Origin of the sequence: Martinezella rhizogenes (assembly GCF_000799715.1) — a bacterium.
Classification (GTDB): domain Bacteria; phylum Pseudomonadota; class Alphaproteobacteria; order Rhizobiales; family Rhizobiaceae; genus Rhizobium; species Rhizobium rhizogenes_C.
Genome location: NZ_JUHG01000013.1, coordinates 265,771 through 280,832, shown reverse-complemented (window position 1 = coordinate 280,832; position 15,062 = coordinate 265,771). Strand labels below are relative to the sequence as shown.

Annotated in this window: 14 protein-coding genes; 1 reads left to right on the top strand and 13 read right to left on the bottom strand. The window is 61.0% G+C overall.

Features of this window, described 5'->3' with window-relative positions; all coding sequences use genetic code 11:
• Window positions 1-43 precede the first annotated feature (43 nt).
• On the top strand, window positions 44-841 hold the full coding sequence (locus EX00_RS13250) for an NAD-dependent epimerase/dehydratase family protein (RefSeq protein ID WP_047458332.1): 798 nt from the start codon (window positions 44-46) through the stop codon (window positions 839-841).
• Between the two features lie 112 nt (window positions 842-953).
• On the opposite strand, the gene EX00_RS13245 is transcribed toward EX00_RS13250, so the two are convergent.
• The 13 genes from EX00_RS13245 to EX00_RS13190 all read right to left on the bottom strand — a co-directional run bounded on the left by EX00_RS13245 (window position 954) and on the right by EX00_RS13190 (window position 15,048).
• Window positions 954-2,000: a sulfate/molybdate ABC transporter ATP-binding protein gene (locus tag EX00_RS13245; protein ID WP_047458329.1), complete on the bottom strand. Its 1,047-nt coding sequence runs from the start codon at window positions 1,998-2,000 to the stop codon at window positions 954-956.
• Window positions 2,001-2,011: 11 nt separating this feature from the next.
• Window positions 2,012-2,884, bottom strand: a complete 873-nt coding sequence (gene cysW / locus EX00_RS13240; protein ID WP_047458326.1) for a sulfate ABC transporter permease subunit CysW — start codon at window positions 2,882-2,884, stop codon at window positions 2,012-2,014.
• Complete coding sequence (gene cysT, locus EX00_RS13235; RefSeq protein ID WP_047458323.1) at window positions 2,874-3,731, bottom strand: sulfate ABC transporter permease subunit CysT; 858 nt, start codon at window positions 3,729-3,731, stop codon at window positions 2,874-2,876. The genes cysW and cysT overlap by 11 nt, the downstream gene beginning before the upstream one ends.
• Before the next feature lie 6 nt (window positions 3,732-3,737).
• Window positions 3,738-4,769: a sulfate ABC transporter substrate-binding protein gene (locus EX00_RS13230; protein ID WP_047458321.1), complete on the bottom strand. Its 1,032-nt coding sequence runs from the start codon at window positions 4,767-4,769 to the stop codon at window positions 3,738-3,740.
• 161 nt (window positions 4,770-4,930) lie between these two features.
• Complete coding sequence (locus EX00_RS13225) at window positions 4,931-5,383, bottom strand: PTS sugar transporter subunit IIA (RefSeq protein ID WP_047458318.1); 453 nt, start codon at window positions 5,381-5,383, stop codon at window positions 4,931-4,933.
• A gap of 100 nt (window positions 5,384-5,483) precedes the next feature.
• Window positions 5,484-6,176, bottom strand: coding sequence for a response regulator transcription factor (locus tag EX00_RS13220; protein WP_007691784.1), 693 nt, complete (start codon window positions 6,174-6,176; stop codon window positions 5,484-5,486).
• A complete protein-coding gene (locus EX00_RS13215) occupies window positions 6,173-8,884 on the bottom strand; it encodes a sensor histidine kinase (RefSeq protein WP_047458313.1) in 2,712 nt (903 codons plus the stop codon). Before EX00_RS13215 ends, EX00_RS13220 begins: the two co-directional genes overlap by 4 nt.
• Before the next feature lie 61 nt (window positions 8,885-8,945).
• Window positions 8,946-9,551 carry a K(+)-transporting ATPase subunit C gene (locus EX00_RS13210; protein WP_047458311.1) on the bottom strand — a complete coding sequence of 202 codons (606 nt, stop codon included), beginning with the start codon at window positions 9,549-9,551 and terminating at the stop codon, window positions 8,946-8,948.
• A gap of 12 nt (window positions 9,552-9,563) precedes the next feature.
• Window positions 9,564-11,654 (bottom strand): potassium-transporting ATPase subunit KdpB, encoded by a 2,091-nt coding sequence (gene kdpB / locus EX00_RS13205; RefSeq protein WP_047458309.1) that lies wholly within the window; start codon window positions 11,652-11,654, stop codon window positions 9,564-9,566.
• 47 nt (window positions 11,655-11,701) lie between these two features.
• Window positions 11,702-11,863, bottom strand: coding sequence for a hypothetical protein (locus tag EX00_RS31455; RefSeq protein ID WP_155294061.1), 162 nt, complete (start codon window positions 11,861-11,863; stop codon window positions 11,702-11,704).
• A gap of 12 nt (window positions 11,864-11,875) precedes the next feature.
• Window positions 11,876-13,579, bottom strand: a complete 1,704-nt coding sequence (gene kdpA / locus EX00_RS13200; RefSeq protein ID WP_047458306.1) for a potassium-transporting ATPase subunit KdpA — start codon at window positions 13,577-13,579, stop codon at window positions 11,876-11,878.
• Between the two features lie 32 nt (window positions 13,580-13,611).
• Window positions 13,612-13,701, bottom strand: coding sequence for a K(+)-transporting ATPase subunit F (kdpF, locus tag EX00_RS13195; RefSeq protein ID WP_034509905.1), 90 nt, complete (start codon window positions 13,699-13,701; stop codon window positions 13,612-13,614).
• A 396-nt stretch (window positions 13,702-14,097) separates the two neighbouring features.
• Complete coding sequence (locus EX00_RS13190) at window positions 14,098-15,048, bottom strand: GlxA family transcriptional regulator (protein WP_047458301.1); 951 nt, start codon at window positions 15,046-15,048, stop codon at window positions 14,098-14,100.
• Between the last annotated feature and the right edge of the window lie 14 nt (window positions 15,049-15,062).

Sequence of the window (15,062 nt, the reverse complement as noted above, 5' to 3'; positions counted from 1 at the left end):
CTTATAGGTTCCGCTTCGACGAGATCCATAGGGGAGGAAATTCATGCTGAAGACCGTGTTGATGACCGGAGCCGCCGGAGGTGTTGGCCAAGCGCTGCGACCGCTTCTTTCGCAGATTGCCGAGAATGTCGTGCTCTCCGACATTGTCGCGGTGGACGATCTGCGCCCGAACGAGCGTTTCGTTGCTTGCGATCTTGCCGACCGTGGCAGCGTCGATGCGCTGGTCCAGGGTGTCGACGGCATCATCCATCTCGGCGGCGTCTCCACCGAAAAAGCCTTCGACCTCATCCTGCAGGGCAATATCATCGGGCTTTACAATCTCTACGAAGCCGCCCGGCATGCCGGCAAGCCGCGCATCATTTTCGCCAGTTCCAACCACACGATCGGCTATTACCGCCGTGACGAGCGTATCGACAGCACAGTGCCGACGCGCCCGGATTCGCTCTACGGCGTCTCAAAAGTCTATGGCGAAGCCGTAGCAAGCCTCTATTTCGATAAGTTTGGGCAGGAGACGCTATCGGTGCGGATCGGCTCGTGTTTTCTCGAGCCGCGCAATTCGCGCATGCTGGCGACGTGGTTCAGCGTTCGCGATTTCCTGGCGCTTTGTGGCCGCGCCTTCGAGACACCTCGGCTGGGGCACGCGATCGTCTACGGCGCCTCCAATAATGACGAGCAATGGTGGGACAATCGCAACGCCGCGTTCCTCGGCTGGAAGCCGCAGGACAGTGCTGCGGCCTGGCGCGAGCAAATATTGGCAAACGCCGCTCCGGAAGACCCGACCGATCCGGCCGTCATCTATCAGGGCGGCGGCTTTGCGGCAGCGGGGCATCCGGAGGATTGAAGCACAAGCAATTCCAGGAAAATTGCGTAGCGGTCCACCATCCGAAATTGCGTAAATACAATGAGATAGAGCAGTTCGGCGTTCCGTGAAACGCGGAACTGCTCTGAAAATCTCAGCCGCCGTTGCGGAACAGCTTCCAGCGTGTTGGCTTGAAGGCGATGCGGTTACGGTCGAGCGCGCCGGCCTTGTCCGGCGGCAGCTCGATTTCGATGGTCTCGTGCTGCGCGCCAATATTTATTTCGATGTGACGGGTGCCGGCAACGCGGCGGCTGGAGGTCAGCAGGCCGACGATACATCCGCCGTCACCCACATGAAGCTCGATATCGTGCGGCCGGAAATAGAGATAGGCCTCGCCATCGGGCTCGTGCGCCGCGCTCAGTCCGAGCGGGCGCTCCTCGAACCAGATCTCGCCATTGGTGATGCGCACCTTCACGCGATTGGACTGGCCGATGAAACCGTAGACGAAGGGTGAATTCGGCGTGTCGTAGATCTCGTCCGGCGTCCCCACCTGCTCGATCGCACCCTTGTTGAGCACGACGACCCGGTCGGCCAATTCCAGAGCTTCTTCTTGGTCATGGGTCACGAAAACGGTCGTGTGGCCGGTGCGGTCGTGGATTTCGCGCAGCCACTTGCGCAAATCCTTGCGCACCTGAGCGTCCAAGGCGCCGAATGGTTCGTCGAGAAGCAGCACGTTCGGCTCGACCGCCATGGCGCGGGCAAGCGCCACGCGCTGCCGCTGGCCGCCGGACAGTTGCGCCGGATAACGCTTTTCGAGGCCGTTGAGCTGCACCAGTTCCAGCAATTCGACGGCCCGGTGATGGATTTCAGCGCGCGAAGGCCGGCGCGACGGCGAGCGAACCTTCAGGCCGAAGGCGATATTATCCAGCACCGTCATATGGCGGAACAACGCATATTGCTGAAACACGAAGCCGATATTGCGCTGCTGCACGGTCTTCCGCGATGCGTCTTCGTCGCCGAAGAAGATCTGGCCCTCGGTCGGCGCTTCCAATCCGGCAATCAAACGCAAAAGCGTCGTCTTGCCCGAGCCGGAAGGACCCAGCAGCGCGATCAGTTCACTAGAACGGATATCCAGAGAGACATCATGCAACGCGGGAAAGCGACCGAATTCCTTGCGGAGGTTTTGAACGCGAACTTCCATTAACAATTCCTTCAGTGACGCCGGCTGGCTGCGATCTCTTCGCTATAGCGCATTTCCAGCAGCGTCTTCAGTATAAGTGTGACAAGGGCGAGCAGGGCGAGAAGCGTGGCTACCGCGAAGGCCCCTGAGAAATTATATTCATTATAGAGAATTTCGACCTGCAGCGGCATGGTGTTGGTTTCGCCGCGGATATGGCCGGAAACCACCGACACGGCGCCAAACTCTCCCATGGCGCGGGCGTTACAGAGCAGAACGCCGTAAAGCAGGCCCCATTTGATGTTCGGCAGTGTCACATGCCAGAAGGTCTGCCAGCCATTGGCGCCGAGCGACAGGGCCGCTTCTTCGTCCGCATTTCCCTGTTCCTGCATCAGTGGGATCAATTCGCGGGCGACAAAGGGGAAAGTGACGAACATCGTCGCCAGAACCAGGCCCGGAACCGCAAACAGGATCTGGATGCCATGGCTCTGGAGCCAGGGGCCGAGAGCGCTGTTGGAGCTGAACAACAGTACGAAGACCAGGCCCGAAATAACCGGCGACACGGAGAACGGCAGGTCGATCAACGTCGTCAGGAACGCCTTGCCCTTGAATTCGAACTTGGCGATCGCCCAGGCGGCGGCAACGCCGCAGACCAGATTGAGCGGCACGCTGATGCCGGCGACGATCAACGACAGCCGGATGGCCGCAAACGTCTCCTCGTCCACCAGGGAGCTGAAGAATTGTTCGACCCCCTTGCGGAAGGCTTCGACGAAGACGGCGGCCAGCGGCATCATCACCATCAACGTCAGGAAGGCGAGCGAGATCGCCACAAAAGTCCAGCGTGCGAGCCTGCTTTCGGTAATGACCGAATGAACCGCGTCGAGGGAGGGAACGGCATCATGCGCCATAGCCGTACCTCCCTCTGCTCCAGGATTGAATGAGATTGATGGCCAGCAACATGATAAAGGAGATAATCAGCATCATCGTCGCGATCGCCGTGGCCGCGGCGTAATTATACTCCTCGAGACGGATGACGATCAGCAATGGCGCAATTTCGGAGACATAGGGCCTGTTGCCGGCAATGAAGATCACCGAGCCGTATTCGCCGGCAGCGCGCGCGAAAGCGAGTGCAAAGCCGGTGAGCGCCGCCGGCGCGAGGCCCGGCAGCAGGACGCGGGTGATCGTCTGGAAACGGCTTGCGCCAAGTGTTGCTGCTGCTTCTTCGACCTCGCGGTCGATCTCCTCCATGACCGGCTGTGCCGTGCGCACCACGAAGGGCAAGCCGACGAAGATCAGCGCGATGACGATGCCGACGGGTGTGAAGGCGATCTTGATACCCAGTGGGGCCAGAAACTGCCCGATCCAGCCGTTCGGCGCATAAAGCGTCGTCAACGCGATACCGGCAACTGCTGTCGGTAGCGCGAAGGGCAGGTCGACCATGGCGTCGATGATGCGCTTGCCGGGAAAGCGGTAGCGCACCAGCACCCAGGCTATGATTAGCCCGAAGACGGCATTGACCACCGCCGCGATAAAGGCACCGCCAAAGCTCATGCGCAAGGCATTGAGTGTACGGACATCAAGTGCGATGGCCCAGAATTGAGACCAGCCGAGAGAACTGCTCTTCCACAGCAATCCCGACAGCGGGATGAGAACGATCAGGATGAGCCAAGTCAAGGTAACGCCGAGCGCCAATCCGAAGCCCGGAATGACACTCGGCTGCCGAAACCGCCACCGTTTGCGGGTTATTGCATGCATTCAGAATTATTGTCCCGGCTTGTAAATCTGGTCGAAGACACCGCCATCGGCGAAGAACTTCGGCTGAGCTTGAGACCATCCACCGAAATCGTCAATGGTTGCAAGCTTCAATGCTGGGAACCGGGCAATATCCTTGGGATCGGCGGCTTCCGGCTTGATCGGCCGGTAGTAATGCTTGGCCGCGATCTTCTGTCCTTCGTCGGAATAGAGGTAGTTGAGGTAAGCCTCGGCCTCCTTGCGGGTGCCCTTGGCATCGACATTGCCATCGACGACGGCCACCGGCGGGTCGGCGCGGATCGAAACGGTGGGCGTTACGATCTCGAACTGATCCGGGCCGAGTTCTTCGAGCGACAGATAGGCCTCGTTTTCCCAGGCGAGCAGAACGTCGCCGAGACCGCGCTGGACGAAGGTCGTGGTCGCGCCACGGGCACCGGTATCAAGCACCGGCACATGCTTCAGAAGCTGGGCGACATAGTCCTGCGCCTTGGCGTCATCACCGCCATTTGCCTGCTTGGCCCATGCCCAGGCCGCCAGAATGTTCCAGCGGGCACCACCCGAGGTCTTCGGGTTCGGCGTGATGACTTCGACGCCGTCCTTGACCAGATCCGACCAGTCCTTGATGCCCTTGGGATTGCCCTTGCGCACCAGGAAGACGATGGTCGACGTATAGGGAACGCTGTTGTTCGGGAACTTGGTCTTCCAGTCGGCCGGGATCTTTTTCGTAGCCTTGGCGATGGCGTCGATGTCGCCCTCGAGTGCCAGCGTCACGACATCGGCATCAAGGCCGTCGATGACAGATCGGGCCTGCGCGCCCGAACCACCATGCGACGCCTTGATATTGATGGTTTCACCCGTGTCCTTCTTCCACTTGGCGGCGAAGGCTGTGTTGAAGTCCTTGTACAGCTCGCGGGTCGGATCGTAGGACACATTGAGAAGCGTCTTGTCTGCTGCCCATGTCGGCGCCACGGCGCCAGCCAGCGAGAAACTGCCAATGAGAACTGCGGTGGCGAGAAGCCGGGAAAGCTTTATCGTCTGCATGGGTGACCTCCTTCGTTGTTACTAAACCCTATCAACTTGGTCGTATAAAGTAACGAAGATTGTTCCCGTTTGGCGCGTATAGCTAGAACGGAATCCCATATAATCAAGGAATGTGAAATCACATTCCCGTGCCTTGGCTGCAGCCGGCGGTTAGCATCCTATCAAATCGAGTCGGACATGAAAACCGAGTAGAGTTCGTCGGCGGTTTTTGCCTGCCGCATGGTCGGCAGCACGCCTTCGGCTCTGAGCCGTCTGGCGATGGCGGCGAGCACATTCAGGTATTCGCTGCGGCCGTTTTCACCAAAGAGCAGAACGAAGGCCAGGTCCGTTGGCACATCGTCGATTGCCTGGAAGTCGACAGGCTGGCCGAAACGCACCATCAATCCGCGCGGCCGCGTCATTCCGGCGATTGCCGCATGCGGAACGGCTATGCCGTTGCCAATCCCGGTCGTTCCCAGATTTTCCCGTCCCTCCAATGCCTGCAGGACTGAGCCCTCATCGAGACCGAGGCAATGGGCGGCCTTCGACGAAAGAAGCTGCAGCGCCCGCCACTTTGTCGGCGCCGAAAGGCCGACGAAAACATGTTCGGGCAGGATGATGGTGGAAAGGTCCATGGTCACTCTCACGCTCGGACATCGATAAATTGGACATGACTTGGCCTCGTCGGTCTTTGCGACGAGGCGCTGTTTCGCACGCAGCCAAGGGATCACAGCTTCATTCCGGCTCACGCAGGCGGTAGCCGACGCCGGTCTCGGTGGTGATGTATTGCGGTTGATCCGGAATCTGTTCGATCTTCTGGCGGAGTTGGCGAACATAGACACGTAGGTACTGCACGTCCGCCGCCGGTCCCCAGACCTGCTTCAACAGGAACTGATGCGTCAGCACCTTGCCGGCATGCTGCGCCAGCACCCGAAGGATATCGTATTCCTTCGGCGAGAGCTTTACCTCCTTGCCGTCGACCTTGACGATGCGCTTGACGAGATCCAGCGACAGGCCGCCTGTCTGGAAGATCGCCTTTTCGCCCTGCTGCTGCAGGCGGTGGCGCAGTGCGACGCGGATGCGCGCGGCGAGTTCATTCACGCCGAAAGGCTTGGTGACGTAATCGTCGGCGCCTGTTTCCAACGCTTTGACGATGCCGGCTTCGTCGGTTCGGCTCGAGAGAATGACGACGGGGATTTCCAATCCGTCCTCGCGCCATTCCTGTAGCAGGTCATGGCCGGGCTTGTCGGGTAGGCCGAGGTCGAGAATGATCAGGTCGGGCCGATCTTCTTCCACCGACAGTTTTGCTGCTGCTGCATTCGGGGCCTCATTGACCAGATAGCCCTGGGCGCTCAAGCCGACACGCAGCAATTTGCGGATCGGCGGCTCGTCATCGACAACGAGTATCTTGACGGCGGTCGTGTTCATTTCAATTCATCCAGCTTGGGGAAATCTGTTGGTTTCGGCAGGCGAATAGTGAAGACCGCGCCCTGGCGGTCCGTCCGGTTGCCGGCAGTGATCGTGCCGGCCATGGCCTCGATGAAGCCGCGGCAGATCGAAAGGCCAAGGCCGGTGCCGGCCCGCACTTGATCGCCCTTGCGCACACGATAGAAGGTGTCGAAGACTCGCTCGAGATCGGCGGGCGGAATGCCGGGGCCTTCGTCCATGATCCGGAAGACGACATTGTCGACATCGGCCCAGGCCTCCAGGCGAATGGTGGACTCTTCGGGCGCGTATTTGGCGGCATTGTCTAGCAGATTGAACAGCACTTGCTCGAAGAGCACCGGATCGACCTTCACCATCGGCAGATCGGCCGGCATCTGCGTCTCGACGCGGTGGCGGGCGAGGATTTTGGCGCCGCGCCGGAGCGCGCTGCCGACGATATCGCCACCATAGTGCAGAGCATAATTCGGCTCCATCGCGCCGGACTCGATCTTGGTCATGTCGAGCAGATTGGCGATGAAGCGGTTCAGCCGCTCAGATTCGTCGACCACTGTCGAAAGCAGATCGACGCGATCCTCATGCGACATGGTTTCCAGATAATCGCGCAAGGTGCCGGCAGCACCAAGAATGGCAGCGAGCGGTGTTTTCAGGTCATGCGAGATCGAGGTCAGCAAGGCAGAACGCAGCCGGTCGGCCTCGACAGCCAGCTTGGCGCGGTCGACATCGGCCACGAGCTGCACGCGCTCGATGGCAAGTGCTGCCTGATCGGCGAGCGCATCGAGAAGCCGCTGCTGCTCCGGTGTCAGAAGCGGCCCGTCGCGGCGGTCGCTGTCGAGGCCGATGACGCCGACGGCGGTGCGGCCGGTGCGCAACGGCACGTAAAGACGCTTGGCGCCCGGCAGCGTATCGGCGCCTCGGCCGGCAGCATGATTATGCTCCCAGGCCCAGCGCGCGGCGGCGATGTCGGCGTCATCAAGCGTATCATCGGGCGGATAGCCGGCCTTGACCGCAATCGTGCCATCCTCCGGCAGCAGCAACACCACGCGCACCTTCAGCATCGATGCGAGCTGGAAGGCCGTCGCCCAGAGTACGTCGTCGAGCGTGCCTGTGCCGGCAAGTTTCTTCGAGAAAAGATAAAGATCTTCTGTCGTCCGCGCTCGCTGTCGCGCCGATGCCGCCTGCCGCTGCACGGTTGCGGTCAAGTTGCTGGCAATGATGGCGACGCCGAGGAAGAAGAAGAAGGCAAGCACGCTTTCGGGATCGCTGATCGTCAGCGTATAGCGCGGCGGCAGGAAGAAGAAGTTGAAGCAGAGCGCGCCGAGCAGGCAGGAGTAAAGCGCTGGTCGCAAGCCTTGGGTGACAGCGGTCGCCAGCACCGCCATCAGGAACACAAGCGCCAGGTTTCGGACATCGAGTACCTGATCGAGAATAACGCAGACACCAAGGGCGACGGCGACATAGAGTGTCGCCAGTATATAGCCGCGTAACTGAAACGGCGTCGGCATGGGTGCTGACTTGACACCGTGGCTCGCTCTCGAGGCTTCCGCGTCGGTGCCGGAGATGACATGCACGCTGATGTCGCCGGCCTTGCGGATCAGTTCGTAGGAGACCGAAGCTCTGGACCAATCCCGCCAGGTGCCGACCTTCGGTGAACCGATGACGATATGGGTGACATTGTTGCTGGCGGAGTGCCGGAGCAGCTCTTCGGCGACCTCGCGGCCGGGAATGGTGATTGCCTCGCCGCCGAGCTGTTCGGCAAGCCGCAGCGTTGCGGCGATGGTATCGCGCTGCGCCTCGGTCAGGCTGATCGACCGATTGGTCTCGACATAGACGGCCGCCCAGGGCGCACGCAGGCGCGAGGCCATGCGGGCGGCATAGCGCACCAGCGAAGCGGAACGCGGATGATGGTCAATGGAGACGAGTACGCGCTCGCTCGCCGCCCAGGGGCCGGGGATGGCATGGGCTTGCATATGGGTCAGAAGCTGGTCGTCGACCCGTTGCGCCGTACGCCGCAGCGCCAACTCGCGCAGCGCCGTCAGGTTGCCGGGTGTGAAGTAATTGGTCAGCGCCCGCTCGGCGGTCCTCGATGTGTAGACCTTGCCGTCATGCAGGCGCTTGATCAGGTCATCGGGTGTCAGATCGATGATCTCGACATCGTCGGCCAGATCGATGATCGAATCCGGCACGGTTTCGCGGACGCGGACGCGGGTGATCTGCGACACCACATCGTTCAGGCTTTCGACATGCTGGATGTTCAGTGTGGTATAGACGTCGATGCCGCGATCAAGCAGTTCCTTGACGTCGAGATAGCGCTTCGGATGGCGGCTGCCATGGGCATTGGAATGGGCGAGTTCATCGACGAGTACCAGGCCGGGCCGGCGTTTGAGAATGGCATCGAGGTCCATCTCGTCGAGCGCGCGGCCCTTGTAGTCGACATTGACGCGGGGAATGATCTCGTAGCCTTCGAGCAAGGCCTGTGTCTCGCTCCGGCCGTGGGTCTCGACCACGCCGACGACGACATCGACGCCGTCGGCGATCTTGGCCTTGCCGGAAAGTAGCATTTCGTAGGTCTTGCCGACGCCGGGTGCCGCACCCAGAAATATCTTCAGACGGCCACGCGTTTCCTGCCGAGCCTTCTCCAGAAGCGCGTCGGGCGAGGGCCTGTTCAGCGTGTCGCGGCTATCATCTGGCATTAAGTGATCTTTCGTGGCGGGCAGGGGTTAAGGCGGCCACTACCGCCTTAACCCCTTGACCTCACTTTGTCATAGAAGCATCCAACGCCTGGTTCAATGCCAGGACGTTGACGACGGGCTCGCCGAAGACACCGAGCTCGCGGGACTCGACGGCGGCGTCGACGATAGCGCGGAGCTTGGCCTCATCCAGACCGCGCGCCTTGGCGACACGCGGGATCTGGAAATAAGCGTCATCTGGCGAGATGTGTGGGTCGAGACCGCTGCCCGAGGTGGTGACCAGATCGATCGGAACCGGTGCGTTCGGGTTCTCCGCCTGCAAGGTTGCAACATCGCCCTTGATGCGGGTCATCAGGCTCGAACTGGTTGGGCCGAGATTAGAGCCCATGGAGTTGGACGCGTTGTAGGGTGCGGCAACTGTTTTGGTTGCGTCATTCGGGTCCGCACCGGTTGTCGCCGACAGGCGGCCGTGGAAGTAGCGGTCGGTGGTGAAGCTCTGGCCGATGAGGCTGGAGCCGATGACCTTGCCGTCCTTCTCCACGAGACTGCCGTTCGCCTGATGCGGGAAGAGCGCCTGGGCAATCCCTGTCATGGCAAGCGGATAGGCAAGGCCGGTGACGGCGGTGGTGACCACGATTATGACGATGGCCGGTCTGATTAGTTTCAGCATGGGAAAGACTCCTTAGACCAGGCCGATGGCGGTAATCGCCATGTCGATGGCCTTGATGCCGATGAAGGGCACGATGATGCCGCCTAGGCCGTAGATCAACAGATTGCGGCTGAGCAGGGCGCCGGCGCCGATCGGGCGATAGCGAACGCCCTTCAGCGATAGCGGGATCAGCGCAATGATGATCAGTGCGTTGAAGATGATAGCCGAGAGAATGGCGCTTTGCGGCGTTGCCAGCCCCATGACGTTCAGCATCTTCAGCTGCGGATAGAAGGCGATGAACATCGCCGGGATGATGGCGAAGTACTTGGCGATGTCGTTGGCGATCGAGAAGGTGGTGAGCGCGCCGCGGGTCATCAGCAACTGCTTGCCGATCTCGACGATCTCGATGAGCTTCGTCGGGTCGCTGTCGAGGTCGACCATGTTACCGGCCTCGCGGGCGGCCACTGTGCCGGTGTTCATGGCGACGCCGACATCGGCCTGGGCAAGCGCCGGGGCATCGTTGGTGCCGTCACCGCACATGGCGACGAGCTTGCCCTTGGCTTGCTCTTCGCGCATTAGCGCCAGCTTCATTTCCGGCGTCGCCTGGGCGAGGAAATCGTCCACGCCGGCTTCGGCGGCGATGGCGGCTGCCGTCAGCGGGTTGTCGCCTGTGATCATTACCGTGCGAATGCCCATGCGGCGCAGTTCCGCGAAACGTTCGCGGATACCGCCCTTGACGATGTCCTTGAGCTGGATGACGCCGAGCAGGCGGCCGTCGCGGGCAACCGCGAGCGGTGTGCCGCCGGCCTTGGAAATCTCGTCCGATATTGCCTGCAGCTCGCGGACGGTCTCGCTGCTGGTGCGCGAGATCACCGTCGCGCCGGCGCCGGATGCAACGGTGGCGCTGCCGCTGACATAGGCCAACACCGCGTCCACCGCACCCTTGCGGATAGACGAGCCTTCGACATCGACGCCGCTCATCCGCGTCTGAGCGGTGAAGGGTACGAATGTGGCCTTCAGGCTGGTCATGTCACGGCCACGGATCGCATACTTCTCCTTGGCGAGCACGACGATAGAGCGTCCCTCCGGCGTTTCGTCGGCAAGCGAAGCGAGCTGTGCCGCATCGGCCAGATCCTGCTCCGTCACGCCCTTGACCGGGCGGAAGGAGGTGGCCTGGCGGTTGCCGAGGGTGATCGTGCCAGTCTTGTCGAGCAGCAGCGTGTCGACGTCACCGGCAGCTTCGACGGCGCGACCGGACATGGCGAGCACGTTGAAGCGCACCAAGCGGTCCATGCCGGCAATGCCGATGGCGGAGAGGAGGGCGCCGATGGTGGTCGGGATCAGCGTCACGAACAGGGCAACGAGAACGACGGTGGGGATCGAGCCGCCGGCGTAAGCCGCAAAGCTTGGGATCGTCACCGTGGCCAGTACGAAGATCAGCGTCATGCCGGCAAGCAGGATGTTGAGCGCGATCTCGTTCGGCGTCTTCTGGCGTTCCGCACCTTCGACAAGCGCGATCATGCGGTCGATGAAGGTCGAGCCGGCGGCGGCGGTGATGCGGACACGAATCTCGTCGGAGAGCACTTGCGTGCCGCCGGTAACAGCCGAGCGGTCGCCGCCGGATTCGCGGATGACGGGCGCCGATTCACCGGTGATCGCCGCTTCGTTGACCGAGGCCACGCCTTCGATGACTTCGCCATCGGAAGGGATGATGTCACCGGCCTCGACCAGCACGACATCGCCGACCTTCAGGCTGGTGCCGGGCACCATCTTGTAGTCGGTGCGGCTATTGCCGGAGAGAAGCTTCGCCTGGGTCTCGGTGCGCGACTTGCGCAGCGACTCGGCCTGCGCCTTGCCGCGCCCTTCAGCGACGGCTTCGGCGAAGTTGGCAAACAGCACGGTGAACCAGAGCCAGATGTTGATCTGGAGGGAGAAGGCGAGATTGCCGCCGCCGGTCAGGAGATCGCGCAGGAAGAGCACGGTGGTCAGCACGGAGACGACGGCGACCACGAACATGACGGGGTTCTTGGCAAGCGTCCGCGGGTTCAGCTTCTTGAAAGCGCCGCCCACGGCGGGAATGATGATGCGAGAATCCAAAATACTCGCGGATTTTAACTGGCTCATAAGAGACTCCAGCGTGAAGAGGGAAACGGCAGACCGGGATTGCCCGGTCAGCCAAGTAAGAATCCAAAGACGACAAGGCCGAGGAACAACGTGACCATCACCACCAGAATGGCATCGGAAGCACAGGCCGTTCGGGCCGTGCCACGCCCCCTGTCCAAGGGGCGTGGATCGATGAGCTTTCGAAGCCTGGTCATGAGTGGCTGCGTCATTGCGGTTGTTCCTCAGAAGGCCTGGCCGGAGATCATCGCCAGATGCTCGACAATGGGACCGAGGGCAAGCGCCGGGAAGAAGGTCAGGCCGCCGACGATCAGGATCGTGCCGACCAGCAGGCCGACGAACAACGGACCGTCCGTCGGGAAGGTGCCGGCTGAGGCCGGAACTGTCTTCTTGGCAATCAGCGAGCCGGCGATGGCAAGCGCCGGAATGATGACCAGGAAGCGGCCGATCAGCATGACGACGCCGAGCGTGATGTTGTACCAGGGCGTGTTGCCGGAGAGACCGGCGAAGGCCGAGCCGTTATTCGCGGCCGCCGAGCTGTAGGCATAGAGGATTTCCGAGAAGCCATGTGGTCCCGGATTGCCGATCGACGCGACGGCCGCCGGCAGGACGACGGAGATCGCGGTGAAGATCAGCATGCCGGCCGGCAGGCAAAGTACGGCGAGCATCGCCATCTTCACTTCCTTGGCCTCGATCTTCTTGCCGAGATATTCCGGTGTGCGTCCGACCATCAGGCCGGCGACGAAGATGGCGATGATGACGAACATCAGGATGCCGTAGAAACCGGCGCCGACACCGCCGACGATGACTTCGCCAAGCTGGAGGTTGATCAACGGGATCATGCCGCCGAGAGCGGTAAAGCTGCCGAGCATCGCGTTGACCGCGCCGCAGGAGGCCGCCGTAGTGATGACAGCGAAGAGCGACGACAGCGTGATACCGAAGCGGACTTCCTTGCCTTCCATATTGCCGCCCTGGACGCCGAGCGCATGGACCAGCGGATTGCCGGCGGCTTCGGCCCAATAGGTGACAATGACGCCGGCTATGAACAGCGTGCCCATTGCGCCGAGAATTGCCCAGCCCTGACGCTGGTTACCGACCATGCGTCCGAAGACATTGGTGAGCGAAGCACCGATGGCGAAGATTGCCAGCATCTGGATCAGGTTGGAGATCGCATCCGGATTTTCGAAGGGATGAGCGGAGTTGGCATTGAAGAAACCGCCGCCATTGGTACCGAGCATCTTGATTGCGAGCTGCGAGGCGACCGGACCGACTGCAATCGTCTGCTGCACGCCTTCGAGCGTTGTGGCGTTGACATAGGGGCCGAGCGTCTGCGGCACGCCGAGATAGACGAAGACCAGCGTCATGACGATGCAGGCAGGCAACAGCACATAGAGCGTCGCCCGTGTCAGATCGACCCAGAAGTTGCCGATCGCCTTGCCGGAAGCGCGGGAAAAGGCGCGGATCAGCGCGATGGCAAGCGCGATGCCGGTGGCGGCGGAGGCGAAGTTCTGGACGGTGAAGCCGGCCATCTGCACGAGATAGGACATCGTGCTTTCGCCGCCGTAATTCTGCCAGTTGGTGTTGGTCACGAAGCTGGCGGCGTTGTTAAACGAGAGCTCGGGGCCGATCGAGGTCATGCCTGCCGGGTTGTAAGGCAGGCTCGCCTGGAACCGCTGCAGCATATAGAGCACGAAGAAGCCGGCAAGGCTGAACAGCAGCATGGAGATCGCATAGGTTGTCCAGTGCTGCTCCTCGCGCTCATCTGTTCCCGCTATGCGATAAAGCCCCCGTTCCAGTGGACCGAGGACGTAGGAGAGGATTGTGCGCTCGCCCGTGAAGACACGCGTCATGTAACCGCCGAGCGGTTTGACGAGCACAAGGAGGATCCCGATATAAATCAGGATCTGAAGCCATCCATTAAAGGTCATGGGGGTAACTTTCCCTATCTGGCGCTATGAAATTAAAAGCGCTCAGGGCGAATGAGGGCGTAGATCAGGTAAGCGGTGAGAAAGAGCGTCACGCCGCCGCCGAGAATATAATCCAGGAGCATTTGTGTCTCTCCGACTAAAGGCTGTCGCAGGCTTTGGTATAAGCGATGCACAGAATGAAAAATAACGCGCCGATCCCGATAAGAAGAATGTCCATCATCGATCGTTGATCCTTGATTGTTCTTGTGGAACACCGAAATGGACCGAAGGCACCTTCAAAGAAGGCGCCTTTCGTTTCTTCCCGGCATGGAGATCATCCTTTAGATATCTCTAATGTCAATATGCGCCCAAACCGCATTAAGGTTCGAGACGGCGGGGAGGGGAAAGATATAAAAATCTTATAAATGCCGACCAGGCGACGACCGGGGAACAATGTGAGGAGGTGCGCTCGCAGGGCGTGACGGTCCTGTCGAGAGCTCGCGTTCTGGCTTTGGTATCGGGTTTCCTGAGCGGCCGATCTACCCGAAATGATCGCGAAAGGCTTGCGGCGTGGTGCCAAAGGTTTTCAGGAAGCTTCGCCGCAGGGTTTCCTCCGAACCGAAACCACAGCGGATGCCTGCCTGACGGACGGAAAGACCCTGTTCCAGAAGGCGGCGTACCGTCTCGATGCGAATATCCTCGACGGCCCTTGCAGGTGTGCGTCCTGTCGTCTGGCGATAGTGCCGCGAGAAGCTGCGCGTGCTCATGCTGGCCTGATCGGCAAGCGCCGGCAGCGAGAGGTCTGCGCGCAGATTGTCCATGATCCATCCGTGCAGGCGATCGAAGCGTTCGCCGCCCTCCTGCAGCGTCAGCATGGTGCTGAACTGCGCCTGGCCGCCCGGTCGTTTCAGGAAGACGACGAGTTCGCGGGCAACAGCGAGCGCCAATCTTCGGCCAAGATCCGCCTCGACCAGCGCAAGTGTCAGATCGATACCGGCGGTCACGCCCGCCGAGGTCCATATGTCTCCGTCCTTGATGAAGATCGGATCTGGCTCAAGCTTCACCTTCGGAAAGCGTTTTGAGAACTCACCGCAGCGATGCCAATGCGTTACCGCGCGCCTGCCTTCCAGCAGTCCCGCCTCGGCGAGAAGAAAGGCGCCGCTGCAGACAGACGCTGTCCGCCGTGCCTTTGCCGAACGCCGGCGGATCCAGTCGACAAGATCAGCATCCTCGCACGCCTTGTTGACGCCCCGCCCGCCCGCGACGATCAAGGTATCGATCGGGATGTCACTATCGGGGAGTGGCGTGGTCGCCAGCGCCAGGCCCGAGGTAGTCCCCGTCTGCCCGCTTTTTGCAACAGTGATCGCGTCGTAGGGCTTTGGCTGGCCAATCGCGATGGCTGCCTCATTGGCACTGGTAAAGACTTGTAGCGGCCCGGTTATATCGAGCAGCTGGGCGTTTTCGAAGGCGAGTATTTCGATACGGCGCATGGTTGGCTCAAAAT